Source organism: Bacteroides sp., from assembly GCF_052357945.1.
In the GTDB taxonomy this organism is placed as follows: domain Bacteria; phylum Bacteroidota; class Bacteroidia; order Bacteroidales; family Bacteroidaceae; genus Bacteroides.
In genome coordinates this window covers 1-26,907 of the sequence record NZ_DAWCXD010000037.1, presented here as the reverse complement: position 1 = coordinate 26,907, position 26,907 = coordinate 1, and the positions used below count along the sequence as shown (strand labels likewise).

Genomic DNA, 26,907 nt, shown 5'->3' with positions numbered 1-26,907 from the left:
AATCGGCCGAAGTGATTCACCCGCATTTCTTTTATTTGGTTGTTAAGTTGAAAAAACCATATAATGTATTCATTTTGGAATATGAATAGATGACATATTCTAAAAGAGGCAAGGACGTCCGGCTTGTGAAAGCCGGACGTTTTTTATATCAGTAAGAGAATAAAGTGAGAGAGCTCATGCATTCATGAGCTCTTTCCAACCAGCCGTTTCGAAAACGATATACTCCGCTATAAACTTCTCCATCTCCTCCTTCTTCACAGGATGCAACACCAACTCTTCGAGTAAGGCAAACAACCATACCGTATTCAAGTGAATGAAAAAATTGGTTATTGCTATATTGATATGCGGATATTTCTGTTTCATTCCTTGAAAAAAGACAGAAATCGTACGCGTCATCAAATCCGTATATTCGGAACGGAAGTTCTCCAAAGCAGAACCTTGTGCCTGAAAAAGCAGCAGCCGTAAACGGTCACGATGTTCAGAGACTAATCTGATATATTCCCGTACAGATGTTTTCTGGTAATCCGAATCCATAAAGACATCGATTGTCATCTGATCGGCATCATGATTATAAATCATAGCATACAGATCATTCAATACCGGTTTCAGAATCGTACGGAATATCTCATCTTTATTGGTGAAATAATGATAGATATTACTCACCGTCACCCCTGCCCTCGAAGCTATTTCACGCATAGAGGCATCCTTGTATCCCTTTTCCAGAAACACTTCTTCGGCTACCTTCAAGATTCGCTCTTGTATATCTCCTTTCAAAAACTGCATAGTATCACTGCTATTTATCCATTCATATTTGTAACCTGTCTGTTCACCATCCGGGCAAATATACCATTTTTCTTTTTCAATTCCTCCGGTGTTCCCATTTCAGCAACACTTCCATTCTCCAATACTACAATTTTGTCGGCATTGGCAACGGTTCGCATACGGTGCGCAATAATCAGTACTGTTTTGTTACGTACCAATTCCGATATGCCTGCCTGTATCTTGGTTTCATTTTCCACATCGAGCGAAGCAGTAGCCTCATCCAGCAAAACAATTGGAGCATCCTTCAACAAAGCGCGGGCGATGGAAATACGCTGCCGCTCACCACCTGACAATGTTTCCCCGTTCTCACCGATAATCGTCTGATATCCCTGCGGCATTTTAGTGACAAACTCATCACATTGTGCCAGGCGGGCAACTCTCCGGACTTCCTCATCCGTAGCATCCCGTTTGCCAATACGGATATTATCCATGATGGAAGCATTAAAAAGAACTACTTCCTGAAAAACAACGGAATAGTTCGTCAGTAACGTTTCAGGATCAATCCGGCTGATATCCTGTCCGCCGAGGGTAATCTTTCCCGACTGAATATCCCAAAAACGTGCTGCCAACCTGGCTGCCGTACTCTTGCCACTGCCCGAAGGACCGACCAAAGCTGTTTTTTCGCCTTGTCGGGCAGTAAAGGACAAGTTCTTCAATATTTGTTTTCCCTGCTCATAAGCAAAGTCTACCTGCTGAAACTCGATGTCATAGCCTTTAGGAGTAAAATCGGTAGTTCCATGCTGTACCGGCAATGCTTCCATCTCATTCATTCTGCTGATACGCACATCCAGATAGAACAAAGCGGCAATATTATTCATCACCTCGCTGATCGGAGCATATACACGCGAGCCGATCACCATAAATATAAGATAGGTAAACAAATCGATTGTCCCCGAAGCCAAGAGATTGGCACCGACGATAATGACGCTTGCCAAGCCGAGTTTCAATACACTTTGGGAACCGTTTACCAATATGCCGAGCACCAGTTCATTACGGGTCAGTACCTTTTCATAGGTATCGATGCTTGCATCCAATTTTTCCAGATAGTCCCTCTCCTGATTATAAGATTTTATCTCCTGAATAGTATCAAGTCCTTCTTGAATATGTTCAGTCACCATTCGCTTGTTCAGATAATTACTTTCATTGCTTTTCTGTATTTCCTTCTTCGAGAAAAGAAGAATTGCGGCGGCAAGCGGCACTACCCAGAACAAAGCAATCGTCAACTGCCAGTTATAAAATGCCATACCGACGGTAATAAGCAGAATGCTGATAATGGAAGCAAACAACTGGGGAACCGCATGCGAGAAAGTATGTTCGAGATCAGTGCAGTCATCCATAATCGTGGCGGTAAGGTCGGAAAGATTCTTTTCGCCGAAGAAAGCCAGAGGCAACTTACGGAGTTTTTCCGCTAGTGAGATACGCCGGTTCGCACTCTCATCATAAACGGTGGTATAGGTGCTACGATATTGCAATACCGCAAATATATACATGACTATCATAAAGACAATGCCGAGTATGCTATAGTAGAGAATACCATGCGTCACCGAAGCCGAAGGCTGAAACACCGGACGAAGATATTCCTCAAGAAAGAGAAAAACAAATACCACCGGCAACATCAATACAATATCTAGCAGTGTAGTGAAAAACACACCTTTACAGAAATCTTTTGCTCCTTTAGTTGAAAGGGCAAAACGTCTTTTTATTACTTCAATCATTAGAAACCTCCTTTCCTATTGTCCAGCGAACGGATTGCTGGTATTCATTCCACATATTATAATAGATACCTTGTTTTTCAAGCAGTTTGGCATGTGTGCCTTGTTCCGCAATCTTACCCTTGTCAATCACAAGAATATTATCGGCATCCGTGATGCTTGAAAGACGGTGGGCAATCATCAATACGGTTTTTCCTTTTGTCAGTTCTTTCAGGGCTTGCTGAATCAGATGCTCATTTTCGGGATCGGCAAAAGCAGTCGCTTCGTCCAGTACGATGATGGGGGCATTTTTCAGTATCGCACGTGCGAGCACGATTCGTTGTTGTTCCCCGCCGGAGAGATACGTTCCTTCTGTACCGATCTTTGTATTTAGTCCGAGCGGAAGTTTATTGATAATTTCCCGGCATTGTGCCATATCTACTGCCCGTTCCACTTCCTCCATTGTCGCGTTGGGATTACCATATTTGATATTTTCAAGCAAAGAAGTCTTAAATAGCTTTGTATTCTGAAACACAAAAGAAATATGTTTCATCAGTTCTTCAGGGGCGATTTCTCTTACATTGATGCCACCTATTAAAACCTTCCCTTCTGTTGCCTCCCAGAAACGGGGAACAAGACGGGCAATTGTCGTTTTCCCTCCGCCTGAAGCTCCGACAAGAGCTACTGTCCTTCCTTGCGGAATGGTGAAACTGATATCATCCACCGCCTTTTGATTAGCTCCCGGATAGCTGAAGGAAACCTTTTCGAACTGAATACTGAATTCCTTTACCGGTTGTGGATGCGCTACAACAGTCAGGTGCTCATAAGCAACCAGATTTTCAAGACGTCCGATGGCCTCACTCGCCTGCCCCAAAGCCTGATTGAGATACATACTTTTCATGATACTTTGGGAGAATACGGGAGTAATGAGAACAAATAGGAAGAAATTAAGTAATACCGATGCATAATTACCAGAATAACCGATCAGCAAAATAGCCAACGGAGCAAGGAAAAACACAAAGCCATTGATAATAACGGTATAGAGCGACATCGGCTTCTCCCACATTCGTGTATAGCCGAATACCATTTTATTATAATTCATGATACAGCGATGAAAGTTCTTGAAAGAGTAAATGGTCTGCTGGAAAACCTTCACTACGGGAATTCCTCTCACATACTCTACAGCTTCGGTATTCATTTCCTCCAGAGAAGTCATGTAGCTTTTCATAAACTGCCGTCCCTCCGCATTCATCATAAATCCCATAACCAGCATGGCAATAATTACAGGAACGATACATGCCAGACCGAGTATCCAGTCGAACATAAAAATCAGTATGACAGCTACCAACGGCACTAGAAAAGTAGCCGCAAGGTCGGGCAACTGATGTGCCAGAAAACTATGGGTAACCCCTGCATTGTCATCTATAATCTTACGGATACGTCCGCTCGTATTAATGTCAAAGAAACCGAGAGGCATACGCACTATCTGGCGCATGGCTTCTTTGCGCAAATTCGATTCAACCCGAAAAGCTGCAAGATGCGAAGACATCAAGGCGGCAAAATAAAGGACGATACTCGCCACGGCCATGCCTGCCGCCCACCAGGCATACGTCACCACATTACCGGAAGAGGTTATCTCTCCGTATTCAAGCAGTTCTCTCACAATCAGCCAAATAAGAATATAAGGCAACATGCCCGCCAGGGCACTTAGGGCAGACAGTAGCATTGCCGCAGGCAAAAGCACTTTCCGTTTACCCATGTAGTTCTGAAGTTTTTTCAATGTACTCATAACGTACGTTCAATCTATATTAAGTTCGACAATCATTTAACTTATCGCTTGTTTTCAAAAAAGAACAATATTCGAAATCGTTCAAAAAAAAAGAGAGCTTATATTTCTATAAGCTCTCTTCATCCCATTCAATCCGGTGCATGTACACCTTTGATATATGATTAATCTCAACTCGTCTCTCACTGATTCGCATAAGTTTTCAATTATTTTCTGCAAAGGTACGGCTCACCGGCAAGACGAACAATACCTAAAAATAATGAAATTTGCTATTCAGACTATAACAAATAAGTAACGATTGAAACAACAGAATAGTTATTCATGTTTCAGCCACGTACTTGGCAATACTTCTTTTTCACCTTTTTCATTCACCAGTTCCATCTGCAATACTCCTCCGTTACAATCGAAGTAACGCACCTCTATCGGATGAAGCCCGGCTTTCAATGCCTTCTGCACAATAATCTCCACTGGCGAATGTGCTCCATCATTATCTCCCAACAATTCACCGTCGAGCATCAATGTGCTACCGTCGTCCGAAAGAAGGGCAAATGTATAGATACCATCGTCAGGAACTTCCAGATAGCCGGTCAACACCAGACCGATATTTCCTTTCACCTCTTCGGGAATAGATACCGATTCCACCACATACTCCCCTTTGACAGGAGCTGCTTCAATATCCGCACAAAGATTACCACGAAAATCGTGCCATACTGCTTTCAAGCCGGACTGCAAAGCAGCCGGAGCAGTCACCGCCTCCGCATAAGGAGCCTTTACATACTTGGTACGCACCACATCCGATGGAGAACCATCCGGACGGAAAGTACGGAAAGCAAAATCGGTAGTCTCCTCCACTTCCAAAGCACCGTCATAAAGAGCTGATTCCTTGGTAGGCATACTTCCATCTGTCGTATAGCGTATTTCAGTGCCGGGCAACGGGCAAGTCAAGTCAACTGCTGTTTCATCAATAAATGCATTCACTTTATAGAATCCCTGCAAATCGGGCACACGATAATTTACCCTCATCACATCCATCCGTTTAAACTGCGGAACAAGCTGATGATAAAACTCTTTAAGGCTTGGTTTAGCAGCCGGCTCTACCCAGGCTATTTCGCTCAATGCAATCATACGGGGAACAATCAGATATTCAATGCGTTTCATTGTCGGAATCCATTCAGCCCAAAGATTAGCCTGCACACCCCAGACATATTTCTTCTGTTCCGGCGATAACCGATCGTCCACACACGGATCGTACGCGAGTATTTTCTTTACTGAATTCTGATCCTGCGCATAATCGAAATAGAAATATTCATTCGGACAAGCAATCACTTTCTGCTTTTGTGCGGTCGCCGTAGGCAACGCGTCTTTCGCCCAACTTCTCCACCATGTAATAGCAGCATCGGAAGATAATCCGTCGGTTACCACTTCATCCCAACCAATAAGTTTCTTTCCGTTGGCAAGGAAGAATTTCTCCATGTCACGTACAAACCATGCCTGAAGCTCTTCTACTGAACCCAGTTTTTCCGTACGAATACGTTTCTGACAGAGAGGACATTTCTTCCAATTGGCTTTCTCCACTTCATCACCACCCATGTGCACATATTCATAAGGGAAAAGCTCGAAAATTTCTTTGAACACATTCCTACAAAACTCCAGCGTTGTATCTTTACCCGGACAGATAGGAGAAGAGAATGTTTCCCCCCACCCGATTAATCCGTCGCACGCCAATTCCGGATATTGACCGATAGCCGCCAAGAAATGTCCCGGCATATCAATCTCGGGAATGACATCAATTCCTCTTTGTGCAGCATAGGCTACAATTTCTTTGATATCATCGTGAGTATAATAGCCTCCATACAGCGTATCTCCTTCCACAATGCGTATCTTATCTTCCGGAATCAGGAAATCGGTATTATCTTCCTCTTTCGCACGTGCCATACAGGTACGATCCTGCGTATTGAATTTACGCCAGGCCCCTTTTTCCGTAAGCAACGGGTACTTCTCGATCTCTATACGCCAACCTTGATCGTCGGACAGGTGCCAGTGGAACTTATTAAGTTTATACAAAGACATCAGATCCAACACATGCTTCACCTCATTCTTATTCCAGAAATGGCGGGAAGCATCCAGCATAAATCCACGCCATTCAAAACGGGGGGCATCTTCTATTTGCACGGCAGGAATCGAATAAGTTTGTTTTTCTCCCTGTACTTCTATCGTTGCAGGAAGCAACTGGCGAATAGTAGTAATCGCAGAAATAAAGCCCGAATAGTCAGTTGCCTCTACCCGAACAGACTCCGGTGTAGACTCAAGTTTATAAGAGCCGGGCTTTCCACGGGTATCTTTCAACTGGAAATACATATCTACCTGATTCTGATCGGTAGTGACTTCAACAGAAGACGATATGACATTCCGAAGAATCTCCTGCAGATACCCGACAGCCGGAAACAAGGACTGATCGGAAACCCCAATCTTCATTCCATCTTTTAAAACAAACGAGCCAGACTGCTCGGTCAGACTAACGGGGGTAGGTAAGATTGCAATCTCTTGCTTGACGGTAGGCGTGCAAGAAGAAAAAATACAAGCTGACACAATGAGAAAAGAGCTACTTAGTTTATTGAACATGCGGTTAACTATTTAATAAATTAATTGTCCTGTTTTTAATTGACCATCTATATATAATACAACTAAAACGTATAAACTACTAAAAAGGCAGAAAAAGTTTTTTGCGACTTCATATCACAGACTCCTATTAATGTTTATCTTTGCTCCCCAATCCCATTACAAACAATTATAAAGAGTCACTTCAATGTCAAGAGAGAAAATACTAATCACAACCTCGTGGATCAGCACAATTGGCAATGCAATCCTGTCCGCATCCAAAATCATAATCGGTTTATTTGCCGGTAGTTTAGCCGTAGTCGGCGACGGTATCGACTCGGCAACCGACGTCGTGATCTCTATCGTTATGATTTTTACGGCACGCCTCATCAACCGCCCTCCTTCAAAGAAGTATGTATTCGGATATGAGAAAGCGGAAGGGATCGCAACAAAGATTCTATCCCTCGTGATATTTTATGCCGGTGTACAAATGTTGCTATCATCCACTAAAAACATCTTTTCAGATGAAGTGAAAGAGATACCATCGGCTATCGCCATCTATGTCACTATATTTTCTATTATCGGTAAACTCTTACTGGCTTCATACCAGTACAAACAGGGAAAGAAGATCAACAGTTCCATGCTCACGGCAAACGCTATCAATATGCGTAATGATGTTGTCATTTCAACCAGTGTTTTGTTAGGATTGATATTTACTTTTATCTTCAAATTGCCGATACTCGATTCGATAACAGGATTGATAATCAGTCTCTTTATCATCAAATCTTCCATCAGCATCTTCATTGATTCCAATGTGGAGCTAATGGACGGGGTGAAAGATGTCAATGTATATAATAAGATATTCGAGGCTGTAGAGAAAGTGCCCGGTGCCAGTAATCCGCATCGCGTCCGGTCACGAATGATAGGGAATCTCTATATGATTACCCTTGATATAGAAGTGAATCCACAAATCACGATCACGCAAGCCCATGAGATTGCCGATGCAGTGGAGAAGAGCATCATTAATTCGGTAGATAATGTATACGACATTCTGGTACATGTGGAACCTGCCGGTAAATGTCAGACAGGAGAAAAATTCGGGGTCGATAAAGATATGGTTTGATCCATCTCTACACAGAGTTTTTTTCACTTTCCTCTATCACCTATCACCGACACTTCCAAAAGCTCTTATTCATGGGGATTTCAGGGGTGGTGACAGGTTGTTTGCAACCTATCACCGCATCTATCACCTATCACCGCCCGATCAATCAATGATTAACAAGGAGAAAAGAACAGGTCTCTATACGACATATTAGTTTCAGCCGCTTGAAACTAAAAGTTTCAAGGCTTGGAACAAAGTGTTTCAACACCGGAAACAAAAAGTACCGTGCCGGGAAACTATTTTTATGACCGATTAATAGCTGATCTTTACTCCGGCAAAGAAACTTCTCGGCAAAGAAGGGCCGTAAATATAACCGGAATCCCGGTTAGCTCCTCTGTCAAAGTCCTTCTGATAAGACTCAAAAATATTCTGAACTCCACCGTTTAATTGCAAATCAACTGTTTTATATAACTTGAAATCATAAGCCAACTTCACTCCCAAATCAAAGAAACGAGGTGTTCTGATTGCTTCCGCTTTTCTTTCAGGCATTTCACCCAGTTCGGCATTCTCGGCGGTGATATCCATACGTTGCACTAACATCCTGCCGGTATAGGTTCCCGACAAAGCGATAGATAAAGGTTTGATGGGAGTATAAGTGGCAGTGAAATAACCGTATGTATCGGGAGTACGGAAAATCTTCTTTTCTGCCGGTGCATCGTCATGCCACTTATGCGGTTCATCGTACCGGCTACGTTGTAAAGTTAATCCCGCTTGTATTTGCAGGATAGAAAGATAAGCCACTTTACCTTCCAGTGTCAATCCCATCACTTTAGCACCGGGGCCATTACTACGTGGTTTCACTAATATACCATCACCACGGTCGTAAGGTTCGCCCAATACAAAAACATCGGTCAGTCTTGTATAAAAACCCTCAATCAACAAATTCGTCTGGAATGCTCCGAAACGATGATACATATCTGCAGAAGCACTGAAACTTTGGGATTTCTCTTCTTTCAAATCCTTTGCACGCTCGATCATAGCCACTGTTCCGCCCACATTTTCAATATGCATATCCTCATCAAAAGCCTGCGGAGCACGAAATCCGGAAGAATAGCTTAAACGCAGGTTAATATTCTGTGTCGGGTTAAAACGCAAGTTGGCACGGGGACTAAAGATTACATTATCCACCATATTATGTTTATCCAGACGACCACCAATCAGAATCCCCCAACGGTCGTTCTTCCATTCGTTCTGCAGAAAAGCACTGTAAATATTCACCGTCTGATCCGTGTGACGGTCATATCCCCACATGTTATCTTTTAGGCGGTCATGGTTATATTCAAGCCCTGCTGTGAGATCAGAAGGCATAAAAATGCACTTGTCAAACGTATGTACGTATTGTGCACCACCCATAGCGGTTAAATCCGTTGTCTTTCCATAGGCTTTCAGAGGATCGTTACCCGGTCCGTAATAGCTGTCCCGGTCTGTATTGGCAGCCGATGCAAAGACACTTAGACGGTTCTTTTCATCCGGAGAGAAATAATCGAATTTCAAACTTCCACCATCAATAGAATGTTGCAACTGCTCCGCAATATGCGCTTCGTGAGGAGGACGGTTCAACATATCCCCTCCACGACGAAATTCCTGCATGTGGTGATATTCAAAGGTCAGTTTGGAATAAGTACTTGTTTTCAGATAAGAGCGGAAACCCACTGTCTGATTCTTCAATTTGGGCAGTTCGGTAAATCCGTCTCCGTCATAATCATATCCCGACCGATAACGGTTCTGACCAAAGATATACAATCCGGCACGATGATCGTCCGTCACCAATGAAGCATTCAGTGAGGTGTTGTTATCGAATGAGGAGCTTCCTCCTAAAGAAGTTATGGTGTGCGACAGCTGACCGGAATTGCGCAAAGGCTCTTTGGTGATTATATTAATGGTTCCTGCAATAGCCGAAGAGCCGAACAAGGCGGAGCCTCCCCCACGCATCACTTCTACACGTTCAATCATGCTGGCAGGAATCTGTTCCAGTCCATACACTCCGGAAAGGGCACTGAATACGGGGCGCGAATCTATCAGAATTTGCGTATATGGTCCGTCCAGACCATTGATACGGACTTGCTGGAAGCCACAATTCTGGCAATTTGTCTCTACACGCACTCCGGGCTGGAAGTTCAATCCTTGTGATAAAGTGGAAGAGTTGGTTGTTTCAAAGAGTTTCAGGTCGACGACATTCACCAAAGTAGGAGCCATACGACGTGTCGTTTCACTCCGGTTGGCGGAAACTACTACTCCGTCGAGAGCAATCGCATCCTCTTCTATTTCAAAATCTTCTTCCAGTGTCTTTCCTTTTTTCAAAGTTACGTTGCGGGTCACTGTCTTGTAACCTACTGAACTAACTTCCAGTATAAAATTTCCTTCCGGCAAATTCTTCAAAAAATAATGCCCAGTAGCATCGGTCACGGTTCCTATGGTCGTTCCTTTCAGTGCGATAGTGATGTACGGAAGATGTTCTTTCGTTTTTTTATCCAGTACATGACCTATTATATTCGCATCGGATTTCTTCAGTTCAGGGTAGTCCGGACGTTCAGCCAATGCGTATGACAAGACACAGCACAGGCCGACCAGGACTAAAAGATATTTCTTCATTGTCGTTAGTCTTTTAATGTTTTAATTCGAAAAATAATAATAAAGGGAAAGGGAAGCAGCGATCATTAATCGTTGATCCTAATACATTAACACTGTTCCCCCAAAAAGATAGACTAAGCGATAGGAGGTGCTCTAAGAGATATTACGCCCGGACAAGAACGGTGAAATTGCTCAATTTGCGGGCGGAGAAACAGGATGCATAATAGAGATAAAGCAGCAACAGAGAATGTTGGTATCAAACCGCTGTCGGTCACCAACACATGGCTCAAGAGATGAATTAGTTGGAATTCAACCGTCGTATGGCTATGTTCGCTGCCTTTTTTAAATGGATGTGAATGGACAATTGTAACTCCGTTGACCACATGGGAGTGAGTAAACAAAGTGATTCCTGCCATGTACGAGATAAACAGTACAGGCAGAAACCACTTCATTATATGTAGGTACAATTGTTTCATTCGGTCATCTTACACATTTATTCTGTGCACCTAAGTCAGGGTTTAGTTTGTTTTTTTGCAAAGATAAGGATTGTCTCCATGCAAAACAATCCCTATTTATAACGATTTTAAATCTTAACCGAATTTTAATAACTTATCTTCACTCCAGCAAAGAAACTTCTCGGCAATGACGGACCATAGATATAACCGGAGTCACGGTCAGCCCCTTTGTCGAAGTCGTTCTGGTAGGCATTGAAAATATTCTGTACACCGGCATTCACCTGCAAGTTCATCGACTTGTAAAGTTTGAAATCATAGGCAGCCTTCAAACCGATATCGAAGAAGTCCTTCGTATTCACCGTTATCGGTTTTTCAAGGAATCCCGGAACAGGTTCGTGGGGAACCAGCATCGAACCGGTATATGTACCGGAAAGAGCGATAGATAATGGTTTTATCGGGGTATAGGTTGCTGTAAAATAACCGTAAGTATTCGGTGTACGCATCATTTTCTTTACAGCCGGAGCTTCTTTGTTCCATACATGCGGTTCGCTATAATGGCTCTGTTGCAGGGTGACTCCTGCCTGAACCTGGAATTTAGTCAGATACGCCATCTTTCCTTCCAATGTCAGTCCCATCACACGGGCTCCCGGTGCATTGTAGCGTGTACGTGTCAGGATTCCATCCACTACCTCTCCGTCGGTAAGGGCAAATACATCTGATAACTTTGTATAAAATCCTTCTACCAAAAAGTTAACCTGAAACGCACCAAAACGATGATAAATATCTGCCGAAGCACTCAAGCTCTGTGATCTTTCTTCTTTCAGATTATCGGCCAGTTCAACCATCGCCACATTACCGCCTACATTCTCCACATGCAAATCCTCGTCGAAAGCCTGCGGAGCACGGAAGCCGGATGAGTAGCTGAAACGAAGATTGATATTTTCCGTCGGATTATAACGCAGATTGGCACGCGGACTGAATATCACATGGTCAATCAGGTTATGTTTATCCAAACGACCGCCAATCAGAAATCCCCAATGCTCATTCTTCCATTCATTCTGAAAGAAAGCACTACCGATATTCACTTTTTGGTCTACTGTACGGTGGTATCCCCACATATTGTCTTCCAGTTTATCCTGATTGAATTCTATTCCGGCAGTCAGGTCAGCAGGCATGAAGATACATTTTCCGAAACTATAGACATATTGCGATCCTGCCATCCAGTTTAAATCGGTAGTATTTCCGTAAGCATCTAACGGATCTCTATCACCCGGTCCATAATAGCTATCACGATTGATATGCTGCGCTGATGCAAACACATTGAAACGATGTTTCTCGTTAGGAGAGAAATAATCAAATTTCAGTCCTCCACCATTGATCGAGTGTTCGGTCTGTTCCGCTACATTCGCTTCGTGAGGTGGACGGTTCAACAAGTCTCCTCCCCTACGGAATTCTTCCATGTGGTGATATTCAAAAGTTAGTTTCGAATATGTCGTTGTTTTCAGAAATGAACGGAAACCGATGGTCTGGCCGTGTATCTTGGGGATTTCAGAATATCCGTCACCATCATGGTCATACGCAGAACGATGACGATTCTGACCGAAGATATACAAACCGGCACGCTGGTCGTCCGTCACAAGTGATGCATTCAGCGCCGTACTGTTATCAAAAGCATCGCCATCACCAATACCTGTAATGGTATGCGATAACATACCGGAATTGCGCATCGGTTCTTTGGTAATGATATTGATTGTTCCGGCAATAGCAGACGAGCCGAACAAAGCAGATCCGCCTCCACGCATCACTTCCACACGTTCTATCATGCTGGCAGGAATCTGCTCGATGCCATACACACCGGAAAGTGCACTAAAAATGGGACGGGAATCGAGCAGGATTTGCGTATAAGGGCCATCCAGTCCATTGATACGCACTTGCTGGAAGCCGCAATTCTGACAATTAGACTCTACACGGACACCCGGCTGAAAGCTCAATCCTTGTGCCAAAGTCGTAGAATTGGTATTCTCAAAGATTTTCAGATCCACCACATTCACCAGTGTCGGAGCCAGGCGACGGGTAGTCTCGTTACGATTGGCAGATACTACTACGCCATCCAAGGCAACTGCATCTTCTTCTATCTCGAAATCTTCTTCCAATGTGCGCCCTTTCTTCAGCGTCACATTCCGTCTGACGGTTTTATACCCCACCGAACTAACTTCGAGCACAAAATTGCCTTCGGGAAGATTCTTCAAGAAATAATGCCCGGTAGCATCGGTTACCGTTCCGATGGTAGTACCTTTCAAGGCGACTGTTATATAGGGCAAGTGTTCTTTGGTGTTTTTATCAAGAATATGGCCAACGATATTGGCATCTGACTTACGTAATTCAGGATGATTAGGATATTCATGAGCTTGTCCTTCAAGGGCAGGCAACAATGCGCAGCACAAGCAGACAAGCGAAAAGATGTATTTCTTCATTTTTCGTTTGTTATTCGTTTTCGATAAGTATTCACATGGATAGACAGATAATGCCCTACCTCATGCAAGGTACGGTATCATCATTCAAAGAATGGAGAAACGAATAGCCGGAGGTGCTCTAAGTCCCACTACCCCATGATACGGACAGTGATAGTGAGCATACGGTGAACGGCCGAGCAACAAATACAATAAGAAAGGAATAAAAAGGGAAAGAGCAAAAACTACGGCTGCACCGTCTGCCGTTAAATGAGACAGAAAATGAATCAGTAGCAGTTCGACTGTAGAGTGTTTATGTGCCGCCCCTTTCTTAAACGGGTGTGAATGGACGATTGTCACGCCATTGACCACATGCACGTGGGCAAAGAATGTGAAGCTTACCAGATACGACACAAACAGTATCGGTAAGAAGTAGCGTGTAATATTCAATAACAATCGTTTCACCTCATTTTTTCTTTGAGGCGGCAAAGATACGAACTATTTATTTAACAATCAATGAATCTACAAAATTCTGTTAATATACTGCCGAAGCTATGATTTGAATAAACAGAATCAGAAATACCATGGCAATCGGATAAACAGTTGCGTAAGCTACGCTCGGTATGTTACTGTCCACCATTGAATCGGCAGCTGCAAGTCCCGGAGTACTCGTCATACCTCCCGTTATCGTTCCCAGCAAATCAAGCAGACTGATTTTAAATACCAGACGTCCGACAATAGCTGCTACAAGCATCGGTATCAATGTGATGGCAGCTCCTACTCCGAACATCAGCAATCCGCTTTCCTGGAAAGTGGCTACCAGATTCTTACCGGCAGAAGTTCCTACTTCGGCTAGAAAAAGAAGCAGACCTAACTGGCGCAACAACTGATTGGCAGGTCCGGACATAGACCAGATGATGGGGCCTGTCTTACCAATCGCACTCAACACAAGGGCTACCATCAGCACTCCGCCGGTCAGTCCCGGAGAGAATGACAGACTATCAGAGAAAGATATATTTATTTTGCCGAACAGCACTCCCAGTACAATACCCATCGCAATGGGGAAGAAATCCGTATCAGACAGTTTCTTCGCATTGTTACCCAGCAGGCGGGCTACTCCTTTAAGTCCTTCTTTCTCACCGACAACCATCAATTTATCACCAAACTTCAAAGCGAGATCTGGAGATGGAGACAAATCAATACCGCTTCGACGGACACGAGTCACTGTACAACCAAAGTTTTTCTGTAAGTTCAAATCACCCAGTTGTTTATTTATCATGTCCTTTTTGGTCAACAGTAAAGATTCTATTTCCTGCGTTTTATCCAAAGGCAGTTCGCCTTCTTCTCTCTTACCGATTAACACAGCAAGCTGATTCAATGATTCTTCGCTACCTACGGCTTGTATGTAGTCTCCTTCACGCAGCACTGTATGGGCTGTAGGAATAGATATTTCATCATTGTGCTTCAGACGGGAAATAACAGCGCCCGTCATACCGCGTGCATTAATTTGCATCAGGTTACGGTTGAACACATGTGAATTGGTGACACGGTAGATACAAGTAGTCAGTTCTGGAAATTGTCCGCGACGTTCTATCTCCAGGCGACGGGCTTCTTTATCCAAATCTACCCGCATAATTTTAGGTAACAGTTTGACAAACAGAATCACGCCGATTACTCCAAACGGATATGCGATACCGTAAGCAATGGATGCCAAAGGAGAATTGGTACTGTCGATAGCAACTGCCAAACCCGGTGTACTGGTCAACGCACCGGCAATCAGACCGACAATACTCGGTGTATCAATATCAAATGCGTACTTTAACCCGACTGCGGTCAGACAGGCGGAACAAATAATAAGCATAGTAATGAGAATGAGCGTCTTTCCTTTACTGCGGAAAGAATCGAAGAATCCGGGCCCTGCCTGAATACCGATGGTAAAAATGAAGAGCACCAAACCGAAGTTTCCTAATTCTTTAGGAATGATAACACCAAAATGCCCGAAAAGAAGGGCAATGAAAATAACTGCCGACACATCGAGAGATAATCCTCTGATTTTTATTCTTCCCAGCATAAACCCTAATGCGACAATCAGGAAAAGGGAAAAATAAGAGGAATGCAACAAGTCAGTAAACATAAAAATAAAGGTTAGTTAGTTTAAGGGCGCGAAGGTACAAAAAAGTCTCCAGACGCACAGCATCGTGGAGACTTTTATGAGTTTTACTAATAATTCCTTCACTTTCTTAATAGCTGGTTACCATATCTTCCGGTACACAGATATAGAAATCCGCACGACCTTTATTTTCTTCATCCAGTTTATCCATATTTTCCTGACGTACGGAAGTAACCGTCACAACGCTTGTCCCGGGACGATATTGAAGTAGATAGGGAATAATCCCACCTTTCCAATCGGAATGATAGCTTCCATTAATATGCAGAAATTTGTCTTTCATATTGTGAGCAATAAACCACCCCATTGTAGCATCCTTTACAGCCTGTGCCTGTGCCAACTTATAATTATCTCCGGATTTTTGTCCTCCCATCATATTCATCATGCTAAAAGCTGCCTCACTCTCCTTTTCATCATAATTGAAAGAAATGGGCAAAGGGGCAATATATTTTTTAGCCTCATCTGATAGTGAATCCAGCACTTCAAGTCCTCCATTTTTCACAGCATTGGCATAACGGCGGGGTACATTTGTGGCAATAAACGGAATCTTATTCTCTTTAGCAAAATAGACTACCGGAGAATAATCCGTACTATAATTAGGCCACAAACGAGCCTCTTCTTCAAAACGATCATAAGAAATTTTACGCTGCAAATATTCATTCAGGATCAGTTGGTTATCGCTCTCCATCATTTCTTCTCCCAACATCAGTTTGTCCTTATGAATATGGTAAAGGGAACGGGTTATTTCAAATTCCATCCAGTGAGTGATAGGGCAATTATGCATCTCTCCTAGGAAAACGACATCATACTTTCCCAGTTGCTTTATCAACTGGCTGTAAGTAATTGCTTTCCCCGCATTATCATATAACACGTAAGCAGGCTTGTCCACTCCTACCTGTGCACAGGTAACCATTTGCAGGCAAAAACACCCCAAAAATATAACTAATAAACGCCTAATCATTTGTTGTTTCATTCTTTAATTTATTATTACTCAAATATAATAGCACATAATTATCCAAGTCAATCCATTCTTTGAAAGCTTTACGCAACTCAACCGGAGTTATCTCATCAAGACATTGTTCGTATTGTTCAAAGTCAGCTAATGATTCCCCATTTTTAAGTAATCCGACTAGTGTGGTACGCCATGCTGCCGGTGATTTTTCATTCAATGCTTCACGTTTTGCCAAGAGGAAAGAGCGCTTGATGGTTTGTAATTCCTGTATATCTACTTCTTCTTCCTTTAGCCTCTGAAGAATTTCTTTCAGCAAACGATCTATCTGCCCCATATTCCGATTATCAGCAGAAGCATTTATGTCAAAGTAGAATGTACCCCACGGGATTCCTTCATAAAACAATGAAATATAAGGAGAATAGACCAATGACTCCCGCTCACGCAAGACCGAAATCAGGCGGTTACGAATTACATCTCGCATCAATTTCAACATGAGTGTGTTCTTTTGGCAAGGCTGGTAATGACCGTAAAGTAAATAATCAAACAAGGTTTGCGTCTCGTTATCATTAGGAAATCCCTCTATAAGGGTTTTATCCGGCAATTCAAAATTAGGATAAGAGTATTGTACCGTATTTCCTGAAACCGGAATTCTTCCGAATACAGACACAAACTGGCGCATGAGCGAATCCGGATTGAAACTACCACATACAACATACGTAGTTCCTTCGGGACGTGTATACAATTTCTTATAAAATCCGGCTATAGAATCGAGGTTCAACCGTTCTGCAAAAGAGCGAATAGATGGACGCGTAATAGATGCTCCCATCAATTCATTGATACGGGCAGACAACTGACGCCCTGAATCTCTTTTCAGCATTTTCTCCAACATGGTTTCTTTCCCTTCATTCTGCATCAATCCCTGACGTATCTCTTCAAAATCTTCGTATTTCAGTTCAGGATCAAAAATCTTCTCATAAATCAAGTTGAAGAATTCCGGTGCATTAGCAGTGGAAGACATTCCCATAAAACCATGCCAATGATTTTCCATAGCTACAGTGATTGACATTTCTTTCTGAAAAAGATATTCGGAAAAAATTTGACCGTCTACTTTCGCAAGACCTCCCATATCGATATATCCTCCAACACCTTCTAACAAAGGATATTCTTCGTCGGACAAGGAAGAAGTGCCGAGTGGAGCGAAAGAAGTCAGATACAAGGTGCTGTCAGAATCCTGTGTGGGCTTCATTATTAAACGAATGCCATTTTTCAGCTTTACTTCTCTAACCCCCATTTCATTATAGACATTGATATGAGCAATCATCGTAGCATCAAAAGGAGGGCGAATAGCCAAACAAGCGGGTGTTTCTACCGGCACTTCCTCTTTCTCTTCCTGGCGAACATAAGTATAAGGTGTACATGCTGCCCGCTCACCTTCTGCCCACGCTTCAGCTATTTCCTGTTTTGTCAATGGCATTCCCAAACCCGGATGAGAATTACAGGTAACAAGCATAGCTTGCTTCTGATAAGTAAGCCATTCTTTTAGCAGTAATTGCAAATCGTTATTTTGCACATGTAACATGGCTTCTTTCAATTGCTTCCGCTCCGCCGGGGCAGTCATATAACGATCACCTGATATTACATAATCAGTAAAATCATCACAGAAATAAATAGAAGAACGCGCATCGTCAGGATTGCGATCAGCTAGCTGATCGCAGAATTGTGTACGGACATCTGCCAGTTCCTCCTTGTCCCATCCTTCACGAATCAAACAGTTTAATTCGGCTACGGCAGTAGTTATAATACTTAGTATTTCGCTCCTGTCATTTCCCTCTACTGCCAATACCCAATGATTCTTATCGCTCAAATACCAGGAATCAGATAGATCCGCTTTGATGTGACGCCCTCGAAAGCGCTGTGTTATTGCCCGAAGCAGTAAACGTCCGGTTTCTTTCTTGACAGCATCGTTTATAGTGCGTTCAACCATACAAGGATGAGGAATCATCAACTCCACTTTCGTATGGTTACGCAACGAATCTCTTACTTCCGATATTTGAATACCTTTCGCATACTCCAACGGATAAATGCGGAAATCTTTAGCCACCCGTTTCTTTAATGAAGAGAAACTCGCTTTTATCTTAGCCTCTATCTCATTGGGAGAAATATCTCCCACTACCACTAATGTAGCTAGTGAAGGAATATACCATTTATTGTAATATTCTTTGAGTACTTGAGGAGTCACTTTACGAATATCATCGGCAGTACCCAAAGGTATATGATTTCCAAAAACACCCTGTCCAATCTTCAACTGATAGAAATCATCATTGAGATCATAACTTCTCAATTCCTCCAGAATGATTCCTTTCTCATTCTCCACTTTCTCCGGAAGAAAAGATATTCCGTCGAGCCAGTCGCGTATAATCAACAACGAACTGTCAACAACAGCCTCCTCCCCATGATCTGTGGGGACAGCAAACATATAGATAGTACGATCGTAGCCTGTGAAAGCATTGATATCAATACCGTATTTCACTCCCTTAGATTCCAGATAACTCACCAATGAACGTTTGGGGAAATGCTTGGTTCCACCAAATGCCATGTGTTCGAGGAAATGAGCACATCCTTTCTGATTCTCCGTTTCCTGAACAGAACCGACACGCATAATCAAACGAAACTCTACCCTTGAAGCAGGAACAGCGTTTTTTAATATTAAATAATGCAGTCCGTTAGGCAAATATCCCTCTACAGTTCCTTTTGGAAGGGAAATCGGAGCAGATTGCGCATACACAGGTATATACACACACATAGCAGCTATTAAAATAGCTGCTATGGAAACATACTTATACAAGTGTTTATTATTTCTTCTCATAGGTCACTGTTACACGAGTATATCCTCCTGCCAAATAATGATCCACAACAAATTGAAAAGTCATCTTCCTAGCTGTAAAATCAATCTTCCCTTCCGGAGCTACAAAATTCAATTCATCTCCCCACTCATCCTCTGTCACAGAAGATAGCATTAAATAATGATCGGGATCTGCAGTCCCGTCTGCTTCCTTCAATTCGATAGCATCCGAATTCCCTTCTGCAATCAATTCTTTCTGATATTCCCAAGGACTAAACACATACGTAAAAGGTACAACAGGGTAACTTTTTTCATCAACACCTTTACTCTTTTCTCCTAAAAAGTCAAGATTGGCTACTTCTCCTGATATTCCTGTCAATTTAATGCCATCCAAAGACATGGCAAAGGCTCCCGGATTATTCTTATCCCATTTTAATAACTTCATTATTCTCGCATAATCAGGTCCGGCATTCTCATCATACCAATATTCATCATTTTCTATCGTTTCCTGTCTTAATACCCAAAACCAATATTCTGTCAATCCCATAGGGTTATCAACCATCTTCAATACCGGAAGTTCCGCAGTAGACTGCTCACTCAATGTCACAATGGTTTTTCCATCCAAAACCTTCTCAAATTCAGAAGCAAAAGGAGTCGTACTACCACCTGCAGGACTATTCACCACTGTATGACAAGAAACGATTCCCAGCCAGTCTGTCAAATCAATGTTATATTTAGTTTTATAGCCTTCAATCAGTGCCAATTGTTCTTCGGAAAGTTCCGGTATTTGTGGATCGGGGTTCACACGCACACTTAACACTGCATTCAAAGCCATATTCTCTACAGGAATAGTAGAAATGCCAATCTGAAAATAAGTATCTACAGCCAACAGATTTTTCTGATTGGATACAACTTGGAAAGTCGCTTTCTTCTGACCGGCCTGAATAGTCACCGGATTATTTACCAGTTTTAAAATACCGGCTTCGTCATCCAATACCTCAAAATTAAGTGTAACATCCTGCTCACAAGCTGTAGTAAGATCAACATTTACCGTCAGGGGAGTTGCTTCCGCTTCTTCAATCACCGGATTTTCTGCAGATAAATAAATCTTATTAACGCCTGTATACCCGGTATCTTCTTTATCATCTCCACACGATGTGACAAGAGACAACAGGAACATTCCCATTGTATAAACAAACAGTTTCTTCATTTCTTTTTTCATTTTATTGATTCGTTTATAATTAAAATTATCAGTTCTCTATTTTTGTCCAACCTTCATTCTGTGATACATTCTCATTATATAGATATTCTCCTCTCGGAATGGGGAAAGTCCAACGGTAATCATCCGCCTGAACACGTTTGTCTGTTGCCATCGTACCGGAAGTATTCCAATCGGACAGTACTCCCTTACGACATCGCTTCAAATCAAAATAGCGTTCCCCCTCTCCTACAAACTCTTTCCATTTTTCCTGAAAGATAGCCTTTAGTAGCGGCTCGCCGGACAACTGCGTATCCAGCAAAGTGGCATTACGCTGTTCCAAATACCGGTTCATCACCCCGACAGCTTGTTCATCGTGCCCCTTTCCGTCACGACAGTATGCTTCCGCCAGAATAAAACAGGCACCAGCCACACGATATTTGTTGATATATTGCGGCTCTATCTTCTCCCAGTTCATTTTATTATATTTACCCAAACAATTCTCCATCGTCGTGTTGCCCAATGCATCATCCGTCATTTCTTTGGTAAATACAGATGCTCCCGAACGAATATCTCCATCAGCATACAAGGTTATCAGGGAACTATTCACTGTCATGTAATCCCCTTTATGTGTATCATAATTTATACCGGTATAATAGCTGCTGTTTGTAAACAAAGAAAATACCCGTTCTGCACAGGACGAATTGCTCCATAATGTAGCATACACCGTTTCACCAAGCACATTATAGCCGCCTTTTTCATCGATCACCTTTTGCGCATACTCTGCCGCCTGCTCATAATTATGAGCATACAGTTCCAATTCCGCCCACATATAATAACCGCTATACTGTGAAAACCAATAAACATCCGAAGGATTGTTCTCCACCGTCAAGGCCTCCTTGAGCAACTCACGAATAGCAGTCACACATTCCTCAATGCTCGACCGATACAGAAATCCCAATTCCAGCTGATCCTTCAATATGATTCCATCCTTTTCCGGCCCGTCTTCATAATCCGGTGCAAAAAGCCGGAGAAGATTGAAGTAGCAATAAGCTTTCAACAATTTCGCTTCGCTCACCACTGCTTGCAGTTCTTTCGTCTCTTCAGTTGTAGATACCGATATGCCATCTACACGTTCCAACACTGCATTCGCTATAGCTACCGCTGCATAATAGTCAGACCAGATGGAAACGGCGAGATCTTCTATGGGTTGCGTCTGCCATTTATAAAGATTATTCAAACTCGCATCCCGGGAAATCCAGGAAGTTGTTTCAAAATCATCTCCTAATACCGATAAGTCAAATTCCGGACTTGGCAACTGCTTGTAAGCAGTAGCCAACAACTCACGGGCAGTATTCGGCATTGTTATGGCATCCGGATCCGAAAACTGATTTTCATACGGAATATTCAATGAGCAGGCAGTGAAACAAAGTGTCAGGAAAAGACTGCCTATCACAGTTTTGATCCGACTTTTATTTATCATTTTTACAATCATCATATCCATCCATGTTTAGAAAGTCAAACTCAAATTAATGGTTAACACCGGCTGCATCGTACCCGCCAACGAACCTGTTTCCGGATCAGACTCCTTATAAGGAGTAATCATAAACAGATTGGATGCCTGGAAAGCAACGTTGGCATATTTAATGAAATTACAGTTCTTCTCCAGAAATGTGTGCGGAACACGATAGCGCAATGACACCATTGACAGTTTCAGATAATCACTCTTTCCAACAGTTTCCGTATTCGGATAATCCAGTGAGGCGATAGCCGAAGAACTGTAAAAAGGAGAATGGTACGTCTTACCTTCATCTCCTTTCTCAAACCACATATTCTGCAATTGCCCTTTTATGGCATTTTTATTAGCGTCATCAGAAGAGCGGACGTATGAATAACTATAAGATTTAACTCCGCCAAATACATAATAGAAATCCATATCCAAATCAAAATCACGATAAGAAAAACTTAAATTGAATATACCACTGTAAGGAGGGGTCGCATGACCCAAAGCTACAATGTTCTCTTTCGACGGATTTTCCGTGGCTGGTATTTCGCGCCCGTCTGCTCCCTGAAATACGGGAAGGCCTGTAATCGGGTTAATACCCAACGACTTCAATCCATAAATCATATCATACGATTTTCCGACCTCATAATCAGGAATAATAGCTTCTTCACTTGCATATAAGCGATCGGCATAATACAAATCGACTACCTTATTACGATTGTACGCCAGTGATCCGCGTAGCGAAAGACGCCAATCAGAAGTATCAAGAACTTTCAGGGAAGCGCTCAATTCATAGCCTTCATTGCGCAGCACGCCAATATTGCGTTTCATCGTGCTGAATCCATTAGACAACGGAACCGGTACATCAAGCAAAGCATCACTTGTCTCACGCCGGTAAATGTTGGCGTCCAAAGTCAGACGTTTGAATAGTTCAACCGACAAACTAATATCCGTAGATGCCGTCTGCTCCGCTTTCAGATCGGTATTATAAAGTGCGAGCAACTGCAGGAGACGTGCATTTCCATAATAATCAGTCGAATAAGAAAAAGTACCAATCGTTGATGAAGCAGACACTCCCGCCAGATTAGCCATTCGTCCGTAAGAAGCCTTCAAGTTCAAGCGAGAAATTACATTATTATCTTTTAGAAAAGGATACTGGCTGATCGTCCACCCCAAACCGATAGCCCATGCGGCATTCCAACGTTTGGATTCAGGAAGAATAGAAGAAGCGTCTGCTTTGTAGGTTGCGAAAAGATCGTAAGTATTATCAAAACTATATCCCATCACCAGTCCCAACCCCAGTTGGGCAGTCTTTTCTTTATAAGAACCGACCACTGGTTTTCTGTTGCCGGAAATAGACTGGTTAATAGCGGATGGTGACATTTGTGTACCCACTCCATATCCTGTAATAGAAACATTATCCGCATCTGTCATATAATAGTCCATATTCCCGCCAATAGTAAAATCATGTTTCTCCGCAAATATCTTATTATAAGTGATGCGGACATTAGATGAAACATTCGTTGTCACGTTTTTCTCTTTGGAGAGCTTTCCACGCTCTGCTTTATCCACCCCGCTGTTTCGTTCGCTGATAGAAGTAGAAGGCACCAACGTCATGCCTTCATTCAAAAGCATATCAATACCTGCTACAGCATCGATGCTCAATCCTTTCAGAGGTTCCAAATTCAAACTCCCGCTTACTCCACCGCGTTTATCTGTCGATTTACTGTTGTACTGACTTAGCAAATCATTATAAGTGTAATCTGAAGTTTCATTAAAAAAAGAAACTAATTTTCCCGTCTTTGTTTCATAAGGATTGAGTTGATAGATCAAATCGGTAGGAGAATATGAACTTCCATTCGGCGTATCTGTTTCTGAATATCCCGCATTGGCACTTAATGACAAATATCCCACCCTACCCAGTTGCTGGTCAAGACTCATAGTGGCAGTAAAGCGATGTGTATCATTCCCCGGCACACGCCCTCCTTGCTGGGCATAATTGGCTGATACATAATAAGACGTTTTTTCCGATCCGCCTCTGACACTCAGATTATGACGTTGATAGGTATTTAAATGAATCAGTTCGTCGAACCAGTCAGTATGAATGGTGCGCAAAGAATCGAGTATTCCCTGCCCTTCGACTATCATTTGGTTCAAATTCGGATCATTGGCGAAATACTTCCTGTAATAATCCTCACTGTACCGATAACCGGGAGTAGAACGATTTTGTAATCGGCGCTCCAATTCCAGTTTCTCATCCGTATCCATCATCTCGACTCCCCTGCGTCCACGAGTAGTAATACCCATATTGAAACTGTAACTGGTAGTTGTACGTCCATCGGGATTCCCGCGCAAGGAAGTGATTTCTATTACTCCATTAGCGGCTTTGATACCATACAAGGCACATGCCACAGCATCTTTCAACACCTTAATTTCTTTAATGTCCGCTGGGTTAAGGGTCATAAAGGCCTCGGATGAGATTACCTGTCCGTCCATTACATATAGTGGTTCATTTGCAGCATCCCCTTCACGGAAAGATGAGTTTCCACGAATACGAATTTTCGGCTTCGAGCCCAAATCACCTGTATTGGTAACAATCAGCCCGGGAACACTTCCTTGCAATGCTAACGACATATCAATCATAGGCTTGCTATTCAAACGTCCCATATCTACATTCTGCACTACACCGGATTTTGCACGAATATCCAACTCGTTGATATTCTGCCGCGCCACCACAACCACCTCATCCAATGACTTGGCATCCTGCTGCATAGCTGCATCCTGTACATTCTGTCCCGTATACTTTTCGCGGACATCTTTCATCCCGATAAAGGAGAAGATAATCATGTCTCCTTTTTTCCATCTTCCACGCAACAGATAACGTCCGTTAGCATCAGTCACCGTACCAAATTGAGTATTTCCAATACGAACCGTAGCGCCAGGAAGCGGTTCTCCCTGATGATCTGTGACCATACCGGTCAACACAATGTCTTTTTGTTGGGCATAGGTAGCTTGAAAACTAATGGCAGAAATGAAAATAACTACAAAAAAAGAAATAATAAATGCTCTCATTTTAGCGTTTTGTTATAAACAATTATCCGGACCGCAAAATTAAATACTTAATGCAGCCCGGACAATCACAACAAATTGCTATATTATTTCTTAGTAATACCTAACAATAGTTATTTTTAGTTTCACAGGAGATACCTCTATCTTCAAATTCGAGTGTCACATGATGAATACCCGCTTCTCCCAACCTGTTTTTAATTGAACATTTGATCTCTTCCATTCTCTCTACGTCATCAATGACAACATGGGCAGTCAGAGCGGTTTCCGTTGTGCTTAACGCCCAAATATGCAAGTGATGACAATTCTCCACGCCGGGTTGTTCCACGATAAGTTGCTGTATCTTTTGAGCGTCTATCCCCACTGGTACTCCATCCAAAGACAACCGGAGACTGTCATGAAGCAATCCCCAGGTAGAGACAATAATAATAACAGCAATGCCAAGTCCGATAATCGGGTCAATGATGCTCCATCCTGTATACGTAATAATAATACCGGAAACAACTACACCGACAGATACCAGTGTATCTGCTGCCATGTGCAAGTAGGCTCCCTTCACATTCAGATCCTTATCTTTATCTTTCATGAAAAGCCATGCAGTAAGCACATTGATGACCACTCCCACCCCAGCTGTCCATGCGATAGCGGAACCATCAACCGAAACCGGATGAAATAATTTGTCTATACTCTCGGCAATAATAATGCCAACAGCAATCAACAGTATAACTGCATTTAATAAAGAAACAAGTATCGTACTCTTCTTATATCCATACGTGTAACGACTATTAGAGTGAACTTTCTCCAACCGGAAGGCCAACATGGCAAGTACTAGACTGGCTACATCACCCAAATTATGCCCGGCATCGGAAAGTAACCCCAAAGAATTATAATAAAACCCTACTCCGAATTCTACTATGACAAAAGTTATATTCAGAGCGATGCCTATGATAAAAGCTTTATTGAGCGATGTCAACCGGTGACTATGTTCGTGGTGATGATGAGGTTCCATATTATATATTGTTATTATATCTAATTATATAAAAAACATCTAACCAGGAGATTAGTTCATCCCTTTCCACTTTTGGCAGTATTAACGACTGGCAAGTTTTTCCATAAACTTATTCCGGTCTACCACATAGCGTATATGTGTTCCTTCACCAATTTTACCCTGTGAATCAGAGGCTACTACGGAAAATGTCAACTTTCGTCCTTCTACCTCAAGAAGTGTAGCTGTTACAAGAATCGTGTCTCCCAATGCAGTGGGTTTAAGATGTGTAGTCTGAATCATTGCTCCTACCGTTGTACTGCCTTCCGGTAATTGATTTTCAACAGCAGACAAAGCTGCATTTTCCATGAATGCTACCATAGCGGGAGTAGCAAGGACAGGGAGATTCCCCGATCCCATTGCCACTGCCAAATTTTCCGGTTTAACCACTACTTCCTTTATAAATTGCAATCCTTTTTCTAACATAATTTCTGATTCTAAATTTTAGTTATGACTATTCTTCTTTTTAGCAGACTGATAAAATAGAAAGACCAACAGAGCTAAGAAAGCCAAAAGTATCGTAATCATCTCTGTTGTATATGCCATTGGTTCTAGGCATATTTCTTGAAAGATAGTCCGGCGTCCCAAGTCTTCTTCA

16 protein-coding genes and 2 pseudogenes are annotated in these 26,907 nt (G+C 42.5%); 1 reads left to right on the top strand and 17 read right to left on the bottom strand.

Annotation, left to right across the window (positions count from 1 at the left end):
• Positions 1-174 precede the first annotated feature (174 nt).
• The 4 genes from ACT8YW_RS09540 to ACT8YW_RS09525 form a co-directional block, all read right to left on the bottom strand.
• Positions 175-783, bottom strand: coding sequence for a TetR/AcrR family transcriptional regulator (locus ACT8YW_RS09540; RefSeq protein WP_444104747.1), 609 nt, complete (start codon positions 781-783; stop codon positions 175-177).
• Between the two features lie 14 nt (positions 784-797).
• On the bottom strand, positions 798-2,537 hold the full coding sequence (locus ACT8YW_RS09535) for an ABC transporter ATP-binding protein (protein ID WP_444104746.1): 1,740 nt from the start codon (positions 2,535-2,537) through the stop codon (positions 798-800).
• Positions 2,530-4,302, bottom strand: coding sequence for an ABC transporter ATP-binding protein (locus tag ACT8YW_RS09530; RefSeq protein WP_444104745.1), 1,773 nt, complete (start codon positions 4,300-4,302; stop codon positions 2,530-2,532). Before ACT8YW_RS09530 ends, ACT8YW_RS09535 begins: the two co-directional genes overlap by 8 nt.
• Before the next feature lie 312 nt (positions 4,303-4,614).
• Positions 4,615-6,921 carry a family 20 glycosylhydrolase gene (locus tag ACT8YW_RS09525; protein WP_444104744.1) on the bottom strand — a complete coding sequence of 769 codons (2,307 nt, stop codon included), beginning with the start codon at positions 6,919-6,921 and terminating at the stop codon, positions 4,615-4,617.
• Positions 6,922-7,105: 184 nt separating this feature from the next.
• On the opposite strand from ACT8YW_RS09525, the gene ACT8YW_RS09520 reads away from it, so the two are divergent.
• On the top strand, positions 7,106-8,020 hold the full coding sequence (locus ACT8YW_RS09520) for a cation diffusion facilitator family transporter (protein ID WP_418702475.1): 915 nt from the start codon (positions 7,106-7,108) through the stop codon (positions 8,018-8,020).
• Between the two features lie 291 nt (positions 8,021-8,311).
• Here ACT8YW_RS09520 and ACT8YW_RS09515 read toward each other — a convergent pair whose 3' ends face one another.
• The 13 genes and pseudogenes from ACT8YW_RS09515 to ACT8YW_RS09455 form a co-directional block, all read right to left on the bottom strand.
• A complete protein-coding gene (locus ACT8YW_RS09515) occupies positions 8,312-10,651 on the bottom strand; it encodes a TonB-dependent receptor (protein WP_444104743.1) in 2,340 nt (779 codons plus the stop codon).
• Positions 10,652-10,764: 113 nt separating this feature from the next.
• Positions 10,765-11,106: a hypothetical protein gene (locus ACT8YW_RS09510; protein WP_444104742.1), complete on the bottom strand. Its 342-nt coding sequence runs from the start codon at positions 11,104-11,106 to the stop codon at positions 10,765-10,767.
• Between the two features lie 125 nt (positions 11,107-11,231).
• Positions 11,232-12,512 (bottom strand): annotated as a pseudogene (locus ACT8YW_RS09505) (TonB-dependent receptor plug domain-containing protein); the annotation flags it as partial.
• A gap of 384 nt (positions 12,513-12,896) precedes the next feature.
• Positions 12,897-13,559, bottom strand: a pseudogene (locus ACT8YW_RS09500) (TonB-dependent receptor); the annotation flags it as partial.
• Positions 13,560-13,643: 84 nt separating this feature from the next.
• Positions 13,644-14,024 carry a hypothetical protein gene (locus tag ACT8YW_RS09495; RefSeq protein ID WP_004317845.1) on the bottom strand — a complete coding sequence of 127 codons (381 nt, stop codon included), beginning with the start codon at positions 14,022-14,024 and terminating at the stop codon, positions 13,644-13,646.
• 46 nt (positions 14,025-14,070) lie between these two features.
• On the bottom strand, positions 14,071-15,669 hold the full coding sequence (locus tag ACT8YW_RS09490; RefSeq protein ID WP_004300141.1) for an aspartate:alanine exchanger family transporter: 1,599 nt from the start codon (positions 15,667-15,669) through the stop codon (positions 14,071-14,073).
• 106 nt (positions 15,670-15,775) lie between these two features.
• Positions 15,776-16,615 carry a ChaN family lipoprotein gene (locus tag ACT8YW_RS09485; protein ID WP_444104753.1) on the bottom strand — a complete coding sequence of 280 codons (840 nt, stop codon included), beginning with the start codon at positions 16,613-16,615 and terminating at the stop codon, positions 15,776-15,778.
• A 40-nt stretch (positions 16,616-16,655) separates the two neighbouring features.
• A complete protein-coding gene (locus ACT8YW_RS09480) occupies positions 16,656-19,520 on the bottom strand; it encodes an insulinase family protein (protein WP_444104741.1) in 2,865 nt (954 codons plus the stop codon).
• A complete protein-coding gene (locus ACT8YW_RS09475) occupies positions 19,507-20,718 on the bottom strand; it encodes a DUF4929 family protein (protein ID WP_444104740.1) in 1,212 nt (403 codons plus the stop codon). The genes ACT8YW_RS09480 and ACT8YW_RS09475 overlap by 14 nt, the downstream gene beginning before the upstream one ends.
• Positions 20,719-20,746: 28 nt before the next feature.
• Positions 20,747-22,192, bottom strand: a complete 1,446-nt coding sequence (locus tag ACT8YW_RS09470) for a RagB/SusD family nutrient uptake outer membrane protein (RefSeq protein WP_444104739.1) — start codon at positions 22,190-22,192, stop codon at positions 20,747-20,749.
• A 12-nt stretch (positions 22,193-22,204) separates the two neighbouring features.
• Entirely contained in the window at positions 22,205-25,270 is a 3,066-nt protein-coding gene (locus ACT8YW_RS09465; RefSeq protein WP_444104738.1) for a SusC/RagA family TonB-linked outer membrane protein, read from the bottom strand.
• Positions 25,271-25,370: 100 nt separating this feature from the next.
• On the bottom strand, positions 25,371-26,273 hold the full coding sequence (locus ACT8YW_RS09460) for a cation diffusion facilitator family transporter (protein WP_444104737.1): 903 nt from the start codon (positions 26,271-26,273) through the stop codon (positions 25,371-25,373).
• 81 nt (positions 26,274-26,354) lie between these two features.
• Complete coding sequence (locus ACT8YW_RS09455; protein WP_444104736.1) at positions 26,355-26,735, bottom strand: thioesterase family protein; 381 nt, start codon at positions 26,733-26,735, stop codon at positions 26,355-26,357.
• Positions 26,736-26,907: the final 172 nt, after the last annotated feature.